At 68.7% G+C, this 18,836-nt stretch carries 24 protein-coding genes and 1 riboswitch; of the genes, 14 read left to right on the plus strand and 10 right to left on the minus strand.

Features of this window, described 5'->3' with window-relative positions; all coding sequences use genetic code 11:
• Window positions 1-208: 208 nt before the first annotated feature.
• Window positions 209-323, minus strand: a riboswitch (glycine riboswitch).
• A gap of 253 nt (window positions 324-576) precedes the next feature.
• The 5 genes from BLQ75_RS12585 (at window position 577) to BLQ75_RS12605 (ending at window position 7,083) form a co-directional block, all read left to right on the plus strand.
• The gene (locus BLQ75_RS12585) at window positions 577-2,163 is read left to right on the plus strand and encodes a PucR family transcriptional regulator (protein WP_092601855.1); all 1,587 of its coding nucleotides are present in this window, start codon (window positions 577-579) and stop codon (window positions 2,161-2,163) included.
• A gap of 351 nt (window positions 2,164-2,514) precedes the next feature.
• Window positions 2,515-3,630, plus strand: coding sequence for an alanine dehydrogenase (ald, locus tag BLQ75_RS12590; RefSeq protein ID WP_092601857.1), 1,116 nt, complete (start codon window positions 2,515-2,517; stop codon window positions 3,628-3,630).
• Window positions 3,631-3,991: 361 nt separating this feature from the next.
• A complete protein-coding gene (locus tag BLQ75_RS12595; RefSeq protein WP_211481337.1) occupies window positions 3,992-4,690 on the plus strand; it encodes a hypothetical protein in 699 nt (232 codons plus the stop codon).
• Window positions 4,691-4,978: 288 nt separating this feature from the next.
• Complete coding sequence (locus BLQ75_RS12600) at window positions 4,979-6,226, plus strand: ABC transporter ATP-binding protein (protein ID WP_092601859.1); 1,248 nt, start codon at window positions 4,979-4,981, stop codon at window positions 6,224-6,226.
• Entirely contained in the window at window positions 6,223-7,083 is an 861-nt protein-coding gene (locus BLQ75_RS12605; RefSeq protein WP_092601861.1) for an ABC transporter permease, read from the plus strand. The genes BLQ75_RS12600 and BLQ75_RS12605 overlap by 4 nt, the downstream gene beginning before the upstream one ends.
• A gap of 99 nt (window positions 7,084-7,182) precedes the next feature.
• On the opposite strand, the gene BLQ75_RS12610 is transcribed toward BLQ75_RS12605, so the two are convergent.
• Window positions 7,183-7,827, minus strand: coding sequence for a hypothetical protein (locus tag BLQ75_RS12610; RefSeq protein WP_092601863.1), 645 nt, complete (start codon window positions 7,825-7,827; stop codon window positions 7,183-7,185).
• A gap of 158 nt (window positions 7,828-7,985) precedes the next feature.
• On the opposite strand from BLQ75_RS12610, the gene BLQ75_RS12615 reads away from it, so the two are divergent.
• Window positions 7,986-8,435: an Hsp20/alpha crystallin family protein gene (locus tag BLQ75_RS12615; protein WP_092602051.1), complete on the plus strand. Its 450-nt coding sequence runs from the start codon at window positions 7,986-7,988 to the stop codon at window positions 8,433-8,435.
• A 169-nt stretch (window positions 8,436-8,604) separates the two neighbouring features.
• Complete coding sequence (locus tag BLQ75_RS23450) at window positions 8,605-8,769, plus strand: hypothetical protein (protein ID WP_170837456.1); 165 nt, start codon at window positions 8,605-8,607, stop codon at window positions 8,767-8,769.
• Between the two features lie 28 nt (window positions 8,770-8,797).
• Here the strand turns inward: BLQ75_RS23450 and BLQ75_RS12620 are convergent, their stop codons facing one another.
• Window positions 8,798-9,127, minus strand: a complete 330-nt coding sequence (locus BLQ75_RS12620) for a helix-turn-helix domain-containing protein (RefSeq protein WP_092601865.1) — start codon at window positions 9,125-9,127, stop codon at window positions 8,798-8,800.
• A gap of 623 nt (window positions 9,128-9,750) precedes the next feature.
• Here BLQ75_RS12620 and BLQ75_RS12625 point away from each other — a divergent pair.
• Window positions 9,751-10,719, plus strand: coding sequence for an alpha/beta fold hydrolase (locus tag BLQ75_RS12625; protein WP_211481338.1), 969 nt, complete (start codon window positions 9,751-9,753; stop codon window positions 10,717-10,719).
• 135 nt (window positions 10,720-10,854) lie between these two features.
• Here BLQ75_RS12625 and BLQ75_RS12630 read toward each other — a convergent pair whose 3' ends face one another.
• Window positions 10,855-11,514, minus strand: coding sequence for a TetR/AcrR family transcriptional regulator (locus tag BLQ75_RS12630; RefSeq protein ID WP_139182968.1), 660 nt, complete (start codon window positions 11,512-11,514; stop codon window positions 10,855-10,857).
• A 70-nt stretch (window positions 11,515-11,584) separates the two neighbouring features.
• Here BLQ75_RS12630 and BLQ75_RS12635 point away from each other — a divergent pair, with 70 nt between their 5' ends.
• The gene (locus BLQ75_RS12635) at window positions 11,585-11,788 is read left to right on the plus strand and encodes a hypothetical protein (protein WP_092601869.1); all 204 of its coding nucleotides are present in this window, start codon (window positions 11,585-11,587) and stop codon (window positions 11,786-11,788) included.
• A gap of 164 nt (window positions 11,789-11,952) precedes the next feature.
• Entirely contained in the window at window positions 11,953-12,684 is a 732-nt protein-coding gene (locus BLQ75_RS12640; protein WP_170837457.1) for a CPBP family intramembrane glutamic endopeptidase, read from the plus strand.
• A gap of 63 nt (window positions 12,685-12,747) precedes the next feature.
• Here the strand turns inward: BLQ75_RS12640 and BLQ75_RS12645 are convergent, their stop codons facing one another.
• Window positions 12,748-13,257 carry a hypothetical protein gene (locus tag BLQ75_RS12645; protein WP_211481339.1) on the minus strand — a complete coding sequence of 170 codons (510 nt, stop codon included), beginning with the start codon at window positions 13,255-13,257 and terminating at the stop codon, window positions 12,748-12,750.
• Window positions 13,258-13,555: 298 nt separating this feature from the next.
• Between BLQ75_RS12645 and BLQ75_RS12650 the strand changes: the two genes are divergently transcribed.
• Window positions 13,556-14,356, plus strand: a complete 801-nt coding sequence (locus BLQ75_RS12650) for an alpha/beta hydrolase (protein WP_092601873.1) — start codon at window positions 13,556-13,558, stop codon at window positions 14,354-14,356.
• On the opposite strand, the gene BLQ75_RS12655 is transcribed toward BLQ75_RS12650, so the two are convergent.
• The 3 genes from BLQ75_RS12655 to BLQ75_RS12665 all read right to left on the minus strand — a co-directional run bounded on the left by BLQ75_RS12655 (window position 14,353) and on the right by BLQ75_RS12665 (window position 15,552).
• Complete coding sequence (locus BLQ75_RS12655; protein WP_170837458.1) at window positions 14,353-14,763, minus strand: type II toxin-antitoxin system VapC family toxin; 411 nt, start codon at window positions 14,761-14,763, stop codon at window positions 14,353-14,355. The two genes, BLQ75_RS12650 and BLQ75_RS12655, sit on opposite strands and share 4 nt — an antisense overlap.
• The gene (locus BLQ75_RS12660; RefSeq protein ID WP_092601877.1) at window positions 14,760-15,026 is read right to left on the minus strand and encodes a hypothetical protein; all 267 of its coding nucleotides are present in this window, start codon (window positions 15,024-15,026) and stop codon (window positions 14,760-14,762) included. The genes BLQ75_RS12655 and BLQ75_RS12660 overlap by 4 nt, the downstream gene beginning before the upstream one ends.
• A gap of 61 nt (window positions 15,027-15,087) precedes the next feature.
• A complete protein-coding gene (locus tag BLQ75_RS12665; RefSeq protein WP_092601879.1) occupies window positions 15,088-15,552 on the minus strand; it encodes a hypothetical protein in 465 nt (154 codons plus the stop codon).
• Window positions 15,553-15,798: 246 nt separating this feature from the next.
• On the opposite strand from BLQ75_RS12665, the gene BLQ75_RS12670 reads away from it, so the two are divergent.
• Window positions 15,799-16,296: a GNAT family N-acetyltransferase gene (locus tag BLQ75_RS12670; RefSeq protein WP_092601881.1), complete on the plus strand. Its 498-nt coding sequence runs from the start codon at window positions 15,799-15,801 to the stop codon at window positions 16,294-16,296.
• 145 nt (window positions 16,297-16,441) lie between these two features.
• Here the strand turns inward: BLQ75_RS12670 and BLQ75_RS12675 are convergent, their stop codons facing one another.
• From BLQ75_RS12675 to BLQ75_RS12685, 3 genes are all read right to left on the minus strand, one after another.
• Window positions 16,442-16,903: a hypothetical protein gene (locus BLQ75_RS12675; RefSeq protein ID WP_092601883.1), complete on the minus strand. Its 462-nt coding sequence runs from the start codon at window positions 16,901-16,903 to the stop codon at window positions 16,442-16,444.
• Between the two features lie 43 nt (window positions 16,904-16,946).
• Window positions 16,947-17,225 carry an HC3 family zinc finger protein gene (locus BLQ75_RS12680; protein WP_092602057.1) on the minus strand — a complete coding sequence of 93 codons (279 nt, stop codon included), beginning with the start codon at window positions 17,223-17,225 and terminating at the stop codon, window positions 16,947-16,949.
• Window positions 17,226-17,351: 126 nt separating this feature from the next.
• The gene (locus tag BLQ75_RS12685; RefSeq protein ID WP_043576834.1) at window positions 17,352-17,591 is read right to left on the minus strand and encodes a hypothetical protein; all 240 of its coding nucleotides are present in this window, start codon (window positions 17,589-17,591) and stop codon (window positions 17,352-17,354) included.
• Window positions 17,592-17,710: 119 nt separating this feature from the next.
• Here BLQ75_RS12685 and BLQ75_RS12690 point away from each other — a divergent pair, with 119 nt between their 5' ends.
• Window positions 17,711-18,583 carry a helix-turn-helix domain-containing protein gene (locus BLQ75_RS12690; RefSeq protein WP_092601885.1) on the plus strand — a complete coding sequence of 291 codons (873 nt, stop codon included), beginning with the start codon at window positions 17,711-17,713 and terminating at the stop codon, window positions 18,581-18,583.
• Window positions 18,561-18,752: a DUF397 domain-containing protein gene (locus BLQ75_RS12695; RefSeq protein WP_092601887.1), complete on the plus strand. Its 192-nt coding sequence runs from the start codon at window positions 18,561-18,563 to the stop codon at window positions 18,750-18,752. Before BLQ75_RS12690 ends, BLQ75_RS12695 begins: the two co-directional genes overlap by 23 nt.
• Window positions 18,753-18,836 lie beyond the last annotated feature (84 nt).

Consider the following 18,836-nt stretch of genomic DNA (forward strand, 5'->3'; position numbering starts at 1 on the left):
GTCGTTTGGACACCGGCATCCGACGGCCGGCCGGGCCGTCGATCACGAGCATTCTCGCGTGTGGCGCTGCCACCCGCTCGGGCGGTGCGCCGCGAACACCGGAGTCCGCGTACTTGGTGGCCTCCCCCTCTGTTGCGGAACCTGAGAGTTTCACCGCGTCGTCGCGGTTTGCACCGTGGGTGCGCACGGCGGCGCTTTCCAGAGTTGCCTCGACCGGACGGTACGGATGCCTGAGAGTTTGCGGGGAGGTTTGCTCCTTCGGCGCCCGTTCGGTGACACCGTGCGTACGGTGCTCACCCACGGGACTCTCCCGCCCGGTGTCACGGGCCGGTATGCGATTGTCGCTGTGTTCGGCAACGATAACCCGGCGGGTGGGCGTGTCCAACCCCGGATGCCGCGAAGCGGCGAACACCACCGGCGAACGGAGGGCCGACTCACGCGCGCTGTGCGCACGATCACTGTCGTGGCCGCGACTGGACCCGGTGACAGGATCCGGTCGCGCGCTCGTGCCGAACACCCCCGTCGAGAAGGCAGAACGGGGATCTCCATCCGTGGTGAACGATCCCGGGAGCGGTGATGGTCGACATACGGGGCCTGGTCGAGCGGGTCGGCCCCACACTGCTGCGTCCGGTGGTGGTGCCGGAGAAGGCGGGGGGTGTCGGCGACGTGGTCATCGCCGAGACCGAGGACCTCGGCGAGATCGGAACCGCCGACGTGGTCCTCGGGGTGGGGGTGGCGAGTCGGGCGAGCGCCCTTGAGCTGGTGCGTGAATGCGGGGCCCGGGAGGCCACGGCCGTGCTGCTGAAACCACCGGTGTCCTGCGAGGATTCCGTGGTCGCCGCCGCGGCGGACGCCGGGCTCGCGCTGGTCGAGGTGCGGCGGGGCACGGCGTGGGCGCAGTTGGTGTGGTTGCTGCGGAGCGCGCTGGCCGGAACCGACACGGGTCCGGCGGGAGGTTCCCAGCAGCAGGTGGGGTCGGCCGGTCTCGGCGACCTGTTCCGGGTGGCCGACGCGGTGGCGGAGGTCGTCGACGCTCCCGTGACCATCGAGGACGCGCACTCGCAGGTGCTGGCCTACTCGGCCCGGCAGGACGTGACCGATCCCGCTCGGGTATCCACGATCATGGGTCGCAGGCAGCCGGACGACGTACTGGCGAAGTTCCGGGCGCGGGGCACGTTCCGACAGCTGAGCCGGGGAGGTTCCGCGATCTACGTCCCGGAGCAGCCGGACGGCACCCTGCCCAGGCTGGTGGTCCCCATCCGGATGGGTGGTGAGCTGCTCGGCTCGATGTGGGCGGTGGTCACCGACGAGGTCTCCGAGCAGCGGGCCTCGGCGTTCGCCGAGACCGCCGCGCTGGTGGCACTGCAGCTGCTTCGCTGGCGGGTGATCACCGACTCGGAGCGGCAGCGCTCGGCTCGGTTGGTGCGCTCGCTGCTGGAGGGCTCGGAAGGGTGGCGCGCGGCGGCCAACGAGTTGGCGGTCGGGGCGGAGCCGCACCGGGTGGTGGCGATCGACGTCCGCGCCAGCGACGGCACCGACGAGGGGCATCGGCTCGCGATGTGGGAGTGGATCACGCGGGGCATCGGCCGGGGGCCGATGGTGGCCGAGGTCGGTGGGGTGCTGTACGCGGTGGTCCCGGACCGCTCCGGCACGGGTGGGTGGCCCGCGCTGCGGGAAGCGCTGCTGGGCCACATCCGTGAGATGGACGCGGCCGACCCGCGCCCGCTGGTGGCGGTGGGCACGGCGGCTCCGCTCGCGGAGCTGCCGGTATCGCGCGGCAGGGCGGACGAGGTGCTGGCGCTGCTGCGGACGGGCATGGTCGAACGCGAGATAGCCGTGCACGAACAGCTCTGGCACACCCTGGTGCTGACCCGGATGGCGGGTGCCGCGAGTGACGCCGGGGTGGACGCGCTCGGCCCGCTGGCCCGACTCCGCGACAACGACCGCTCCCAGGGGACCGAGTACCTGCGCACGCTGCACTCCTGGCTCCGTCACCCCGGAGACCCCCGCGCGGCGAGCGGGGAGCTGAACGTGCATCCGAACACCTTCCGGTACCGGATGAAGCGGGTCAGCGCGCTGCTCGGGGCTGATCTCGACGACGCGGACGTGCGGTCGGCGCTGCTGGTGCAGTTGCTGGCCGAGCGGTGGAATCCGCACGGGTGAGTTCACCGCCCCCGTTCGAGCCAGGGGGGTGCCGCCGGCCCCGCTCTGGAGCACACCGCGCGCCGACCGCTGCGCATGCTGGCACGAGAGCGCGGACCAACGGTACGGAAGCCGTGTTGTGCCGAGAGCACAACAGCACCCGTGGAATCTCATTGTGCGGGAATGATGCGGTCGAACCGGTGACGGCGCATCGTGGTGCGCGACAGCGCTGATCCCCGGCTCCCGATCACCGGATGCCCGGCGGACTGATGCCCGGCGGACGGCGCGGTACGGAGAACACCTCCGACAACCACCACCGGTTCGGTGATCACCCGAACGGAAGGCAAGACCAGTCCTCGGAAGGGAAGAGCAGTGAAGATCGCCGTACCCCGCGAGATCAAGAACAACGAATACCGCGTCGCGCTCACACCAGCGGGGGTGCACGAGTTCGTCGGCAGGGGGCACGAGGTGTTCGTGGAGGCGAACGCGGGCGCGGGCTCGTCCATACCCGACGAGGAGTTCCTCGCGGCCGGAGCCAAGGTCCTGCCCGGCGCGGACGAGGTCTGGGCCGAGGGCGAACTGGTGCTCAAGGTCAAGGAGCCGATCGAGGAGGAGTACCCGCGGCTGCGGCGGGACCAGGTGCTGTTCACCTATCTGCACCTGGCCGCCTCGGCCGGGCTCACCGGCGCGCTGCTGGACTCCGGGGTCACCGGTATCGCCTACGAGACGGTGCAGAGCGCCGACGGCTCGCTGCCGCTGCTGGCCCCGATGAGCGAGGTGGCGGGCAGGTTGGCCCCGCAGGTCGGGGCCTACTCGCTGATGCGGCCGAGCGGCGGGCGCGGGATGCTGCCCGGCGGGGTTCCCGGTGTGCACCCGGCCCGGGTGGTGGTGATCGGCGGTGGCGTCGCCGGCCTGAACGCCGCACGGGTGGCGCTCGGTATGGGGGCCGACGTCGAACTGCTGGACACCAACGTGGACAAGCTGCGTGAGATCGACCGGGACTTCGAGGGGCGCATCCGCACGGTCACCTCGAACCGCTACAGCGTGGAGCAGGCGGTGCGAGCGGCTGACCTCATCATCGGTGCGGTGCTGATCCCCGGCGCCAAGGCCCCGAAACTGGTCTCCAACGAGCTCGTGTCGCGGCTCAAGCCGGGCAGCGTGCTGGTGGACATCGCCATCGACCAGGGCGGCTGCTTCGCGGACTCGCGGCCGACCACGCACGACGACCCCACCTACCGGGTGCACGACTCGGTGTTCTACTGCGTGGCCAACATGCCGGGGGCGGTACCGAACACCTCGACGCACGCCCTGACCAACGTGACGCTGCCCTACGCGCTGCGGATCGCCGAGCGGGGCTGGCGGCAGGCCTGCCGCGAGGACGAGGCGCTGGCGGCGGGGTTGAACACCCACGACGGCACACTCGTCAACGAGCCGGTCGCCGCCGCGCACGGGCTGGACCACGACAGCGTGGCGAGCGTACTCGGCTGATCGGGGCACCGCCCGGAAGGCACCGGCGCGGCGGAACCGGCGGGCACGGAAACAGAAACGGGGCCTCTCGAGAGAGAGGCCCCGTTTCGTTCAAGGCGGCCTGCTCAACCAGCCTGGGGGTCACCGGGAGCTGGCCGCCGACCTTCAGTATAGAACACCGACACCCGGTTACCGAAGCCCCGAGGGCGGGTGTTCACGAGATTTTCTTCGCATCGAGCCACCGATCATGCCGCGACTTCACACGAAAGAATGAAGAAATTACACAAACCTGAAGCCCTTACGGGTGAATGTCGATAGCTCCGGCAGGTGCGGTGCCGCCCCGATCGGCCCCACGAAACGAGCAGTTCGCCGGAGGATCCGCATGGAGACCGAAGCCCGTCGGCTCACCCGTCCGCATCACCCCACGACGACGCTGGGTGGCGATCTGAACGAAGCAGGGAGTGAACAACCGCCACCGAGCGCCGGGGAGAGCTCGGACGGTTACGAGGGCATCACGGCCGATGCCGACCACGAGTCCCTGCAACGGCAGCTCGACCAGCTGGAACGCCTGGCCGACGAGGGCCCGGCGGAGGCGGTGCTGCCAATGGCCCGCTCCGAGCTGCACCGGCTGACGGAGGGCCTGCGCGCCCTGCTGGAGGAACACGGTCCGGACGAGAACGGGCGGTGCCGGGTGTGCCCCGGCAAACTGCGCGCACGCCGCTGGCCGTGCGAGGTGTGGATCACCGCGCACTCCCAGCTCATCGGCGACGATCCCGATCCGGTCGGCAGTGCGAACCGCTCCAAGCTGGCGCGGTTGCGGGAACGGACTCCCCGCAACCCCTTCGGGCGACAGCGCTCCTCCTCGTCTCCGAAGATCCCGATAGCCGCCACGGCCGTCGTCTCCGGCGGCGCTCGTGGCCCCGGCGACTGGGACACCGGCGAGTTCGCGCTCTCGGACCCGGTGAGCGAGCTGGAGACCCGAGGCACCGAGGAGCTGCCCGCCGTACCTCCCGTCGGGGGCCACTTGGAGACCGACCACAGCCGGATCCACCGCGCCGGGATAACTCCCCGCAGCGGCTGACCGGGCCCCTTTCCGTTCCTCCCCGGGACGCTCTGCGCGTTCCCACTGGAGTAGCCACCCGGTCCGAGCAGCGGTGTTCACCGGGATTCACGGGGCTCAACGCCACCGATGCCGAGGGGACGTGCGAGTCGCCACACCGAATCCTCGCGGGCACCGGAGCGACTCCTGCCGCACATGAGGCAGGATTGGTGCAGCGTCCAACGATCGTCGGCTGGACCAGATTTCACCGATCGTGTGACGCCCGCACGGCCCGCGAGGATCGGGCGCCCCCGTGACCTGGAGGAACGAGTGCACGACGGCAGCGGCCGCATCCTGGTGCAACAGCTGCACAAAAGCTTCGGGCCACTGACCGCGGTCCAGAACCTCGACTTCACCGTCGAGCCGGGCTCGGTGACCGGCTTCCTCGGACCGAACGGTTCGGGCAAGACCACCACCCTGCGCATGATCCTGGGGCTGCTGAAGCCGACCTCCGGCGCGGCCTACGTGGACGGCGTGCCGTTCGCCCGACTCCACCACCCCGCCAGGACCGTGGGAGCGGTACTGGACTCACAGTCGTTCCACCCCGGGCACACCGCGCGGAACCACCTGCGCTGCTACACGGCCGCGACGGGGCTGCCGGACGAACAGGCCGACCGGGTATTGGAACTGGTGGGGCTGAGCAGCGCCGCGGGCCGGAAAACCAGGGGATTCTCACTCGGGATGCGGCAACGGCTGGCACTGGCCACGGCGCTGCTGGGCGACCCGCGGATACTGATACTCGACGAACCCGCGAACGGGATGGACCCGGAGGGGATCGCCTGGCTGCGGGGGTTCCTGAAGGCCTACGCGGCCACCGGGCGCACCGTGCTGGTCTCCAGCCACCTGCTCCGCGAGATGGAGCACACCGTGGATCACGTGGTAATCGTCAGCAGGGGACAGTCCGTCTACAACGGCAGTCTGGAACAGCTGCGCGCCACGCAGCACTCCCGCGTGCTGGTCCGCGTCTCGGACCCGGTGGCGCTGACCTCGATGCTGCGAGGCACGGGAGCCGGCGCCGAGTACCTGCACGACGGCAGGCTCGCCGTCACGGGGGTGGACGCCCGCGGCATGGCCGACCTGGCGTTACGCGCCGGAGTGGCGATCCAGGAGTTACAGGAGTCCTCGGGCGACCTGGAGCAGCTGTTCTTCCAGCTCACCGAGGGGCAGTTCACCGGATCCGACCAGCCGTTCGGCCCGCCGGGGGTGACGAATCCGGACGGCTCGGCCCAACAGCCGCAGCAGTGGCGGCACCGGCCGACTCCCCAGCAGCCGCCGGGGCGACAGGCACCTCCACCGCAACCACCACCTCAACCGCCGGCGCGACCACCCGCGCCGAGCCCCTGGGCGCCGCACGGCGCGGAGCAGCCGCCACCCGATTCCCCCGCCGCCACCTCGGGACCGCCGGGCCTGGGAGGCGGCTACGGTTCCCGGCCCGAGCGGCCGGAACAGCACGGCGGGCAGCGGGAGCACGAACAGTCCTGTGACGGGGACGACACTCACGGGGGTGAGGCCCGATGACCGGGCTGATCAGAGCCGAGATCCGCAAGATGCTGCCCACGAATCTGTGGTGGGCGTTGCTGCTGCCGGTGGCGCCGTGGAGCCTGCTGGTCGCCTGGTACGGCACCGCGATCGGCCGAGTGGACATGATCCAGGAGATCACCGGGCAGGCGCTACCCACCGGGCTGCTGGCGATGTCGCTGGCTACGAACTACAGCACTATCTTCGCCGCCCTGCTCGGCGCGCTGGTCATGACACGGGAGTCCTGGCACCGAACCGTCACCACCACCTTCCTCACCGCGAACCCGCGAAGCTCCGTGCTGAGCGCCAAACTGGTGGTCTGCCTGGCGCTGGCGGTGGTCTACGGCGTCGTCAACGCCGTCTTCGGATTCCTGGGCGGTTTCCTCGGCGGAACGCTGGGCAGCGGATCGGGCGGCGTGGGCGGCCTGGACCAGTGGCTGCTCATCGGCGGGGCCGGCGTACTGGCGACGGTGCTGTGGGCTCTGGTGGGCTTCGGATTCGGCGCGCTGGTCAACAACTCGGTGGCGGCCGTGCTGGTCCTGGTGTTCTACAAGTTCATGGTGGACGTGCTGGCCTCCGTCGTGCTCGCCGGGACCGAGCTGTCCTGGTTGAGCAGCTACCTGCCCGGTGCCGCCTCGAACGGGATCGTGGGCAACCTGGCCGTTCCGATGTTCATCTCGGAGGTAGCCGGAGCGCGCGAGCCGATCGTGCCCGCGCAGGCGTTCCAGCAGCTGCACGCGATCTTCGGCGGGAGTTACGGCTTCTCCTGGTGGGGCAGCGCACTGGTGTTCGCGGGCTACGCCGCACTGCTCTGCGGCGGTGCGACGCTGCTGATCCGCGACCGCGAGATCCACTGAGGGCGGCGCGCCCCGCCGTGGGGCGCGCCGAAGACCGCCCGATCCGTCATCCTCCCCTGTTCGGGGCTTCAGTGCCGGTGCGGGAACGCGCTCGGCGGGTCAGTGCTGCCCGCCGGACTCCCTCCCCGCTGCCGGTTCTGCGGGCAGCGTGTCGGCGAGGATGTGGCGGCCGCACTCACTGGCGGCGATCCACTCGTCGATGCTGCCCTCCGCGGTGTTCAGTTCCAGGTCGGTCAGACTTACCGTCCCCGGCGCGGCGGTGGTGCTCCCGTCCCCGGGCGGGGTGAGGGCGTTCCACCACAGGCGGTGGTTGGTCAGCGCGTTGGCCACGACCAGCGTGCCGTACCCGTCGTGCTGGTCACGAATCCAGTCGAGGGTGTCCCCGCCGACGGTGGAGATCACGACCACCCCGCCCGCGAGTGTTTCCGGCAGCGCGACCAGCTGTTCGCGCAGCCTCGGATCGGCCAGGGCGTCCAGCAAGACCCGCGTGGTGTGCGCCCGCCGCAGCGCGTGCTCGTCCAGGCACTCGCGCACCCACATCCCGCCGCCGAGGTCGTGCTCGGCGTGCTCGGTCAGCCCTTCGGAGGGCCATTCGGCCAACCGGTCCACCAGAATCCGCTCCAGATCGCGCCGCACGTGCGGCAGGGACCGCGCGGTGACCACTGCCTCGTGACCGACGAGGTATCCCTCCCACCGGGGATCGGACCCGGTGACACAGCGATGGACCACGTGCAGACCGCTCATCGCTCCTCCACATGTCTTCTTCCGCAAATGGAACTAGGCGCTGATCGTCAGGGTTGAAAATTTAAGCTCGCCGTAGCAGAATAAGAGGTGTCACGGCAGGAGCACAACGAAACAGGGCTCAGCCAGGACAGTTGGACACGGATAAGGAGGAACACACCATGACCGTGGCTTTCGACCCGCTGTTTCGTGACCTGAACCGGCTCGCCACCGAGGTGTTCGGCTCCAGCAGGGCGCCGCAGAGCATGCCCATGGACGCCTACAGGTCCGGGGAGAGCTACATCGTCGAGTTCGACCTGCCCGGGGTCGATCCGGAGTCGCTGGACGTGCGCGCGGAGAACAACACGCTGACAGTGCGGGCCGAGCGGCCCGGCCGCAGGAACGCGCAGGGCGACGGCGAGGTCAGCTACGTGGCCGCTGAGCGCCCCCGGGGGACGTTCTCCCGCCAGCTCTCCCTCGGCGACGGCCTCGACGTCGACAACATCACGGCCGACTACACGGACGGGGTGCTGACCGTGACGCTACCCGTGGCCGACCAGGCGAAACCGCGCCAGATCAACGTCGAGCGCGGCAATGGAGGCCAGCGAGTCATCGAAAGCGGCAACGAGTGAACCACCGGCGGGAGCCCGTGCGGTGTCCCGCCGAGCCCCCCGGAACCGGGGCACCCGGAAACCGACCGCCGGCTGCCCCGTCGGGTCGTGATCACGTCACACCCGCTGCCCCGCACCCGCTCCTCCTTTCCGAGGAGCGCGGCCTGTCCCGTGACGGACTGGAGTGACCATGGTTTCCCCACGTCGTACGGCGGTGTGGCTGGTCACGGCCCTCTTCGCGTACGCGCTGGTGACCGCGCCCCGGCAGACCGCCGCCGGTACCCGCCACGCGCTGGGACTGCTGGCGACCGGGGCACAGAACCTGGTCGTGTTCGTCCACCAGGTGCTCGTCTGACACGCCGTTCGTCCCGATCCCGGGGCGCTCAGGCGGAGGAGCCTTTCTCCTGACCGTCGGAGGGATTCTCGTCGGTGTACTCGGCGAGCTGGTCCTCCAGGCTGATGATGCGGCAGGCCGCCGACACCGGAGTGCCCTGGTCCACCAGGCGACGCGCCCGTTCCGCCTTGCGCAGTTGCCGCCGCGAGTACCGACGATGCCCCCCGGACGAGCGTTCCGGAACGATCAGTCCCGCTTCCTCCAACGAGCGCAGGAACGGCTGCGCGACTCCCACCATCTCCGCGGCACGCCCCATCGTGAAAGCGGGGTAGTCCTCATCGTCGAACTTGCTCACCGACCGCGACGGGTCACTGCTCATCGCCCTACCTTCTCCGCGCGCACATGGACAGGCCCCCGGCGCGTCCCGGAGTGCGCCGGGGGCTCGGAGGGTTCACTCGACCACCTCAGCACAGCGGCCGATCCATCCTGCGAGAAGGACACGCCCCGAACGGATGCGAACGAAGCCGCCTTCCCAGCAGGATCGCGGTCCACCTCACCGGTCGTGCCGACTCGGAACTCACGTCGAACCGCGCGGCCACGACGGCGCACTCACCGCGACTCGTCGACAACCCCTCCTGTCAGCTCCTTACAACCAAAAGATTAACCACGAAACAGCAGGATGTCTATGGTCACGAGTACAGATTTTCTCAAGGCGTTGCGGCCCCACCCCGAAGGGGCGCTGAAAGCCGTGAGGTGAGGGTCTACGGGGGCGGGGATCACGCGGGGGAGCCTCGGCGAGAACCTCGACGTCGAGCGCGGCGGTATGGGACCGGAGCCTCTTCCCGAAAGACGGGCGGTGCCGCCCCGTCCCCCGCGTGGACCAGAAAACCATCCGTGTTCGCGATACCCACGATCCCGCCTGGCCGGAACAATCGGGAAATCGAGACCGGAAAGTGGAGCCCTCGGGCTCGACGCCACGCACCTCGACGGGAGCCAGCGACCGTGAACGTATCCGAAGCCGAGGACCGGGCCGAGACCTTCGTACCGCACGAACACCCCGAGTGGACCGCCGACCTCGGGGAAGTCCGCATGAACTACGCCGTCGCCGGGGAGCCGAATTCCCCCGCCCTGCTGCTGGTTCCGGGGCAGAGCGAGTCGTGGTGGGGCTACGAACCCGTGCTCGCGTTGTTCGCGGAGCACTTCCGGGTCTTCGCGGTGGACCTGCGGGGACAGGGCCGTTCGACGTGGACCCCCGGGCGCTACACCCTCGACAACCTCGGCAACGATCTCGTGCGATTCATCGACCTCGTCATCGGGCGCCCCACGTTCGTGGCGGGCCATTCCTCCGGTGGGGTGCTCTCGGCCTGGTTGTCGGCCTACGCGAAACCCGGCCAGATCCTGGGGGCGGTGTACGAGGACCCGCCGCTGTTCTCCTCGGAGACGAACCCAGCCTGCGGCCCGTCGATCCGGCAGGGGATGGGGCCGGTATTCGCGGCGTGGCACAAGTGGCTCGGCGACCAGTGGTCGATAGGCGACTGGCGCGGCCTGCGGCGGGCGTTGCCGGACGAACTGCCACGCTTGCTGCTGGAGGGGCTGACGGGCACGCGTGCGGAGGAGGCGGAGACCGAACCCGGTACCGGACCACCGCAGAACCTGCGGGAGTACGACCCGGAATGGGCCGGGGCCTTCGTGTCCGGCAGCATGACCGCAGGATGCGACCAGGCCACGGTGCTCTCCCGGGTCCGGGTGCCCGTGCTGCTCACCCACCACTTCCGCCGGACCGACGCGGACACCGGGCAGTTGATCGGAGCCGTCTCCGACGTGCAGGCGCAACGGGCCCGCCAGTTGATCGAGGCGGCCGGACAGCCGGTCACCTACCACTCGTTACCCGAGATGCCGCACTCGATGCACGCCACGGACCCCGAGCTGTACGCGCGCACCGTCACCGAGTGGGTGAAGTCGCTGGCCTGAGCACGGAGTCTGTTGACCGTCCGTTGTGCCGGATCGCGGCATTGGACACAGCCGCAGCCTGGCCGCAACACCACTGGACGGACCTGAACGAGCCGGTCCTCCAGCCGATCTCTGCCCGCCGAACAGGCCGGTCGGCTATTGATGGCCACCCCTATACCCCGGCTTTCCCAGGTCGTACAAATGGGTGAGCAACAGCTCCTCGACCCTGGCGAAAGGTGTGTCCGCCGGACGGGCGAGAAGGTGCGCGGTGAGTCCGTCGAGCAGTGCGTGAAGCCGTTCGATCTCGATATCGATCGCCCGGCTCGCGGCGACGTGACCGAACTCGGCCAGGCTCTCGAGGGTGTGGCGACACTGCTGACGAACTCCGTCATCGGCTTCCTGGCGGAGCTCGGCTATGACGGAATCATTCGCCGCCTCCGCGACGAACGCCTGATAAACACACGCCTCGTTACGTCGTTCCTCGTCGAGCGGAAGCAACTCCAGCAGTAGCGCCAGCGCTGCCTCCACGACCCGTCCCTCACGCGCGTCCACGACCCGTCCCTCACGCGCGTCCGCGATCCGGAGTTCCGCACCGGCCGTGATCCGTCGGCCGATCTTGTCGATGAGCTCACGCATGGCGAAACGCCGAAGCTCGTCCTGCGTGGAGAAGAAGTAACGAACCGATCCCATGGACAGCTCCGCCTCGCGCGCCACACCGCGCACGGAGGCTTCCCGCAGACCATCGCGCAGGGTGATTCGCCAGACGGCCTGGGCAAGCAGAAAACGACGCTCCGCGTGATCTATCCGAACTGGCACTCCCTCAATCTAGCACAGCTGTGCTAGATTAGCTTTTCGTAACACAGCTGTACCAGAAAGCAGGTCTGTCATGATCGGCGAAACAGCCACTCGCGGCAGGTGGGCACCCTGGTGGACGTACGTGTTACCCATCGTGGGGGTTAATCAACTGCGGCAACTGATACTGCCGTTCGGCACGGTGCCCGAGTGGGCCGATGTCGTGATCGCGGTGCTGGTCGCCGCTGCCTGCTTCGCGCTCGTTACACTCGTTTACCGCGCCGGAGCCGGTCGCTGATGCCGGTCCCGTACGAGACAGAACCAAACGGACGAACCGCGATACCGCTCCCCCGCAGTGCCCGAGCGGGTGTGTGGATCGCGGTGGTCGGGCTCGCGAGTGGTCTCCCCGCGTCGTTGGCGGTGGCCGCGGGTTGGGAAAACGCGGGTTTCGCATTTCCGCCAATGATCGCGGTGCTGCTGGCTACGAGCGCGGTTTTCCTTCATCGAGCCGTACGACCACTGCTGTTGGTCCTGACCGCTTCGGTGACCGGGCTGTGGTTCATCACCGTCGCGTCGGATCTGATGGAACCGCTCCTGGTCGGATGGCCGACCGCGGCACGCGTGCTCGCGGTCAACGGCGCCAAGGTGTTGCCGCTGGTCCTCACCGCGATGGTGCTCGTCAGGTACCGGCCGGACCAGCACGAGATATCACTACGGCTCGGCCGGTGGCGTGCGGACAGCGGGCTGAGCGTGGCCGGACACCGGATCGACTGGAGGTTGATCGGCACGACCGTCGGCTTCGTGGTCTGCTGTGGAACCATCGCCACCGGAGTCGGAGAATTCAACGTGGCCGGGCTGAGCGAGGCCCTGAGCTGGCTGCCTGTCTACACCGCCGCGGCAGTCGTCAACGCCACCGCCGAGGAGTTCCTGTTCCGGCACGCGATCAACGGGGTCGCCGGACCACTGATGGGCAGGACAGCACTCATCGCACTCACCTCGGCGTACTTCGGAGTCACACACGTCAACGGCACACCGAGCGGTCTCCTCGGCGTCCTGCTGTCCGGCTCCTTCGGCGTGGTACTCGCGCTGGCGATCGACCACACCAGGGGTTTCTGTTGGAACTGGACACTGCACTTCACCGCCGACATGGCGATATTCTTCACGCTGATCGCCGCGACCGCCCCGAGCGGCTGACGACGAACCGCACTGTCGCTGGCCGGGACCCGTCCGACAGGGGCTCTCGGGCGTTCCGGTAAGTCAGCCGGAGGTACCGGTGGGCCCGCTCGGCTCGTTCGGACGGGCCGCGATGCGGCGGGCCTCGGCGACGACCTCGGCGTCGAGCTCCGCGACCGTGCAGTCGGTGTACTCGAGAGTGTCGTAGACGTCGTCGAGCCCGACGAACGGCAAAGCCGCCTCCACCTCGTGCCCGTGGTTCCGGTGGAGACGCCGCGTGAACTCCCGAGGACTCGTCCCACCCGCCAGGAACCACCGTGCGAGCAACCGCACGGCGTGCTCCCGCGCCGCCTCGCCGTCGAGCGGGTAGAAGACCAGACCGAGCTCACCGAGCACCTCGGGAAGCAGTTCACGAACCTCTTCGTCGGCTTCGGCACGGGTGCACGCGGCGAGGATGCGCAGGGCAGGGCCGTCGAGCCCGGCCACCAGCGCGTCGCAGGCGGCGCGCACGACCTCCTCGGCACGGACCTCCCGCGCGCTCCACAGCACGGCGTGCTCCCACAGCCGCTCCGCTACCTGCTCGGATGAAGACACCCGCCCATCATCCGATTCCCGCCCACCGAGTTCCAACGGTTTTCACCGTGTGGCGTCCGCACTCGCCTCGAACCGTCACGGTCCGACTTCTCGCGGGCTTCCCCGAGCGGTAACCGGACGAGGTCGTTGCGGTGACGCCGGTCCCGGTCGCCGAGGAATCGTCGATGTCCCCGCACCGGGGAAACGCCGGTCGAACCGTTGGGGTGCGGAGTCCGTGACGGAGTGGTCGCGTCCGGGCCGATTTCCGCCACCGGCGTAATCGATTCCACACGCACGTCCGTGGGCCTACCGTGGCCGTATGAACTCACCTATCACGGGCACGGCCGCCGGGGTGCCGTTCACCGCCCTGCCGCCCGCCGAGGGGGAAGGTTACGCACCGCTGGTCGTCACCTGGCACATGCTGGACGCGCCGAGGTCGGACGCCGCGTTCGCCGCCGCGCTGCCGATGAACGACCTGCCCGCCTGGCGGGTGCACCTGGGCATGCCGATGTGCGGCGCGCGCACGGTCGGCGACGGCCCCGAGGCGATCCTGGAGCTGATGCGCGAGGACGCGCTGATGTCCTTCCTTCACCCGTTCGTCCGGCAGGCCAGTGAGGAGTTCCCGGACGCGCTGGCCTCCCTCCGCGCCCGGCTGCCGGTCGACGACGGCCCTGTCGGGGTGCTCGGCGGCTCGTTGGGCGGGGCGGTCGCGCTGCGGATACTGGCCGACACCGACACACCGGTGTTCGCGGGGGCCCTGGTGAACGCCGCCATCCGGATAAGGTCCGTCGTGGACCTGTTCCCAGGGGAGTACACCTACGACGCCGAGTCCGCCGAGGTCGCCGACGACCTGGACTTCGTCGCCAAGGCGGGCAGGATCGCCGATCGGGCGCCGCTGCTGGTCGTCAGCGGTGAGCGGGACCACCCCGCGCTGCATGCCGACGCGTTCGACCTGGTCGAGGCCGTCGGGCGACGGGCCGAGCTGCTGTCGGTTCCCGAGCTGGCCCACCCGCTCGCCGAGGAACCCGGCATCGAACCCGCACCGCAGCTGCCGCCGGCGCGCGAGGTGGACCTCGGCCTGACCGCGTGGTTCCGGGACCGGCTCGCGGAACGGGGCTAGGCGACGCCCGTAGGCTGGTCGTCCGGAAGCACGGCGAATCCGAGTTCCACCGCACCGGCGGCCAGTCGGTGATCGAAGGTGGCGACGGTCGAGGCATCGGCATGTTCACCGGCCAGCACTACGCAGCAGTCCGGCAGCTTGAGGTTGGTACGGGCACGCAGCGTTGCCAGCCGGGTCGGTGCTTGCTCACCGAGTGGAACAGTGGTGATCTCGAGGTCCTCCAGCGCGTTCCGGGCGCGTTCGAGCATCCCACTGCGTGCTGGGCCAACCAGGATCTCGGCGATGGTGACGGCACTGGCGGCCAGTGACTCCTCGGCATTGTCGATCAGGAGTTGAACGGCTCGGTGATGATGCGCGTCGTAAGCATTGAAGTAGGCGATGAGCACACTCGCATCGATGATGATCACGTCGGCCAGTCCTCACGGAGTTCGGCGAGGTAGCCCTCGTCGTAGGCACCGGTCAGCGCTCCGCGCTGCCGCTCTATCGCCGCGCGGCGCTTCACGGTGATCTCGGCATCGGTACGCCGTAACGCATGATGGCCCTCCGTGATCAGACGAAGCAGGAGCCTGCCCCGACTGCGCTCCTCCGGCCAGTGGCGAGCGGCTTCGTCGAGAGCTTCGGTGACTTCCTCGGTCTCGGTGATCATGTGTCGAGCTCGTGAGGTCGGCATGCCCGAAGTGTATCACCTAAAAGAAAAGTGTTGCACTCTATCGTTTCCCGCCCAATGATCTTCAACATGCCCCGGGCAACCGCACGATGGACACGTTCCCGGACAGCGGGATGGTTTCGCGCTCGAGCCAGCGGTGGGCCAAGCCGCGCAGCCGCTCAAGCAGCAGCGTGGCCGCACCGAGGAGGGTGCCCGGTTCCTCGTCGGTGAGGTCGAGGTGCAGCAGGTAGTCGTGCGGCCGCGTGTCGGCGAGCCAGCGGAACCGCACCACGAGAACGCTGCCCGCCGCTACGGCGTGGAACCCGACGATGTTGTCCGTCACGTCGGCGTGGTCGGCCACCTCGTCCGGATCGGAGCCCAGCGGGGCATAGGGCACCCACTCTCCCCTGCCCGACCGCAGTACCTCATCCACGACCTCGGGCGGCAGTGGCGGAGCGGGACGGGGAACCTCGGCGGGGTCACGCTCCGGTCGGGCACCCCACTCGGCGTTCTCCCGCTCGGCCAGGCGCCGCACTTCCTCGGTGTCCACGGGAGCAGGGTGGCAGCGGAGAGCACCGGCGCGCCGTCCCGGAGTCGACTCGGTGGGCGGCCGTCGTGCCGCACGAGGGGACCGCTGCTCGTTTCCCGGCACAGGTACGAGTCCGGAACGCACGCCGTCGTGGTCAATCGCCCGGAGTATCTCTACAGTCGGCGTTCACCGTTCCGCCACCAGTGGACGAGAAGGACCGCAGCGCTTTCGTGGATCATCCGATGAGCGACTGTAGCCTCGGTCGTCGTGAGTTGGTTACCCGACGACTTCGTCCACCCCCGCCACACCCCCGTGCCCGACACCGCGCTTCACCTGCGGCCGATCCGGGAGGCGGACACCGCGCTCGACTACCCCGCCGTGATGGGCTCCCGAGAACGTTTGTGGCGGACCTTCGGTCCGGCCTGGGGTTGGCCCAGGGAGGCGATGACGTACGAAGAGGACCGCGTCGAACTGCTGCGACACGAGCGGGAAGCAGCCGCGCACCGTTCGTTCAACTACGCACTGCTCGACGAGGAGGAGACGGCGATCCTCGGTTGCGTCTACATCGATCCTCCCGAACGCGTCGGCGCCGACGGCGAAATATCCTGGTGGGTGGTGGACGAACTCGTCGGTGGTGAGGCCGAAGAAGCACTCGAGGCACTGCTGCCGCGGTGGATCGCCACCGACTGGCCCTTCCGAAACCCCCGTTTTCTGGGCCGCGATATCACCTGGCAGGACTGGCTCGCGCTGCCACGCGTCCCCTGACACGTTCGATGCCGATGGGCGGATCTGCCGGTGGCCGTCGGGCCCGCCGCTGTCCTCCGATCGGAGAACGAGTCGGCACGACCACCAGCTTTGTATTTCTCAGTATTATTAGCGAGTAAGCAGTGGGCCGACTTACTGGAAATGGTCAGCCGCGCGCCAGGAGCCGGTGGCGTCCGATGTAGCCGGGCTCCGGCCCGGCACTGTCGGGATGCGGGAAGCAGCCCAGCAGTTCGGCGATGTCCTGCTCCACCAGGCTGGGACCGTGCCGTTGCCTGCCGGGAGTGACCGGTGGGAACGCGGGAGCCCTATGAACCCCGCACGCGGGGAACCGCCCCGGACGGTCCGGGTCCTCGAGCGGCCAGTGGATCTCGGTGGTTCGCTCGGTCGTCGCTTCGGCGTGGTCGGGCACCGCGCGGGGCGGCGGTGTTCGTGGGTCGGGCCCGAGCCGGGGTGCGAGTTCCCGGGCTTCCTGCGGAGATGGTGGCGCGGCGGCGAGCGCGTGGCGCTCGGTGAGGATGCGGACGGTGAGCGCGCCCGGCCCGGAGTCGGCGTGCTGCCCGTTGCCGCCGCGCAGCGGGAAGACACCGCAGAGCACGAGCGCGAGCACCGCACCCAGGAGCCAGAGCGGGCCGAGCGGTTCGTGCGGGGCATCACAGGAACTCCGTTCCGAACTGGTCGTGCAGTCTGCGTCGGGCGTCGCGCTGGCGTTGTTCGCGGTTCTCAGTGCGTTCGAGAGCTTCGGCCATGCAGGAGTCGCAGGTGGGCATCAGCCAGTCCACATCGGATGGGCTGGTGAGCGTCACCGGGAGACCGCACAGGGTTTCGCGGTGCTGTTCGGGGCGAGGGGGCTCCTCGGGGCCGAACGCGTGCCGGTATCCGTCGACCGGGTTCCACCACACCACCGGACCACGCCAACCGAGACTGAACATGTCGGGCTCCTTCCACTGGAACGAAAAGTCGGGCGTCGAAAGCGAGAGGTCGGGCCTCTCGGGGCGGTCGCGAGCGCGAGTCACTCGCCCGCACGGAGGACGGTTCTCGCGCGAACGGCGTTGAGTTCAACCACCGGGCAGGCTCAGCAGCACCCGCATCACGCACGCCGCGCACGGTTCACCGGCCACACCACCACGGTGCGCGCGGCGGCGCGGGTCCGGCACCCACTCGGTGTCGCGGCGGGAGAAGTGCCGCCCGCACGGCGTGATCAGGTAGCTGTGCCCCACCGCGACGTCCACGGCGTGCGCCAACCGCTCGGAGTCGGCCGCCACTCCCTCCCGCCGCCGAAACCACCACCAGGACATCTGGGCTCCTCCCTGAGGACATCGTTAAGCATAGGCTGTCATCGCATAATGCGATTTCGTAAGTACACGATCAGGTGAGGATCTTGTGAGAGCGCTATGCACTCATGAAAACTGGTCATATGGCGATCAGTCCGACAGTGCGGCGACGCATACTGGCGAGGAAACTGCGCGAACTACGTGAGCAGGCAGGACTCACGCAGACCGAGACGGCTCGTTCGCTGGACTGGAAGCAGAGCAAGATCAGTCGCATAGAGGACTGCCATCAAGGAGTCCGTGTCTCTGACCTACTCGCCATGCTGACCATCTATGGCGCGGACACCGCGACGAGAGAGATGTTGACCAACCTCGCCAGAGAGGCGAGCCGAAAGGGCTGGTGGCACTCGTACGCGGACGCCCTGCCGTCCTGGTTCGAAACGTACGTCGGCCTGGAAGCGGAGGCGGACACCATCCGTACCTACGAAGTGGACGTTGTCCCGGGCTTGTTGCAGACCGAGGCATACGCACGTGCGGACACTCGCGCCACGGTCCTCGACGAGACCGAGGAGAACCTGGAGCAGCGAGTGGAACTGCGCTTGCAGCGACAGCGTCGGTTGTACGACGATTCGCCGTTCACGTTGTGGGCAGTGATAGGCGAAGCCGCTATTCGACGCCCGGTAGGTGGTCACCACGTGATGCGCGAACAGCTTCACCACATCGCCAAACTGGTCGAAAGCAGCGACGTAACCGTCCAGATCATGCCGCTGGAAGCCGGTGAACACCCGGCCACGGGCGCGTTCACCATCCTCGGCTTCCCAAGTGCGGAACACCCGGAAGTCGTGTACCTGGAGTCGCAAGTCGGTGGACACTACCTGGAGGAAGCTCAGCAGGTAACGCGCTACTCACGTGTCATGGATCATCTTCGTGCTCATGCCCTCGATCCGGCAGAATCACTACGGGTACTACAGACCCGAGCCGACGAGAGAGCCGAGCATGCAGGAACTCCAATGGCGTAAGTCATCACGCAGCACCGGGGGAGGAAACTGCGTCGAGGTCGGTTTCGCGGCCTCGGCCGTACTGGTCCGCGACACCAAGGACCGCGACGGCGGCACCCTCGCGGTCTCCCCCACCGCGTGGCAGAGCTTCCTCACCACCCTGAAGCACCCCGCTGCGACACCCGGGTGAACCTACGGGGTGACGCTCCCCCGTTGTCGACAACGCGTTGCCCCCCATCGAACAAGATCAGTAAGGTCGGTTTTTCGGAGGCAC

Source organism: Actinopolyspora xinjiangensis, from assembly GCF_900104475.1.
Classification (GTDB): domain Bacteria; phylum Actinomycetota; class Actinomycetes; order Mycobacteriales; family Pseudonocardiaceae; genus Actinopolyspora; species Actinopolyspora xinjiangensis.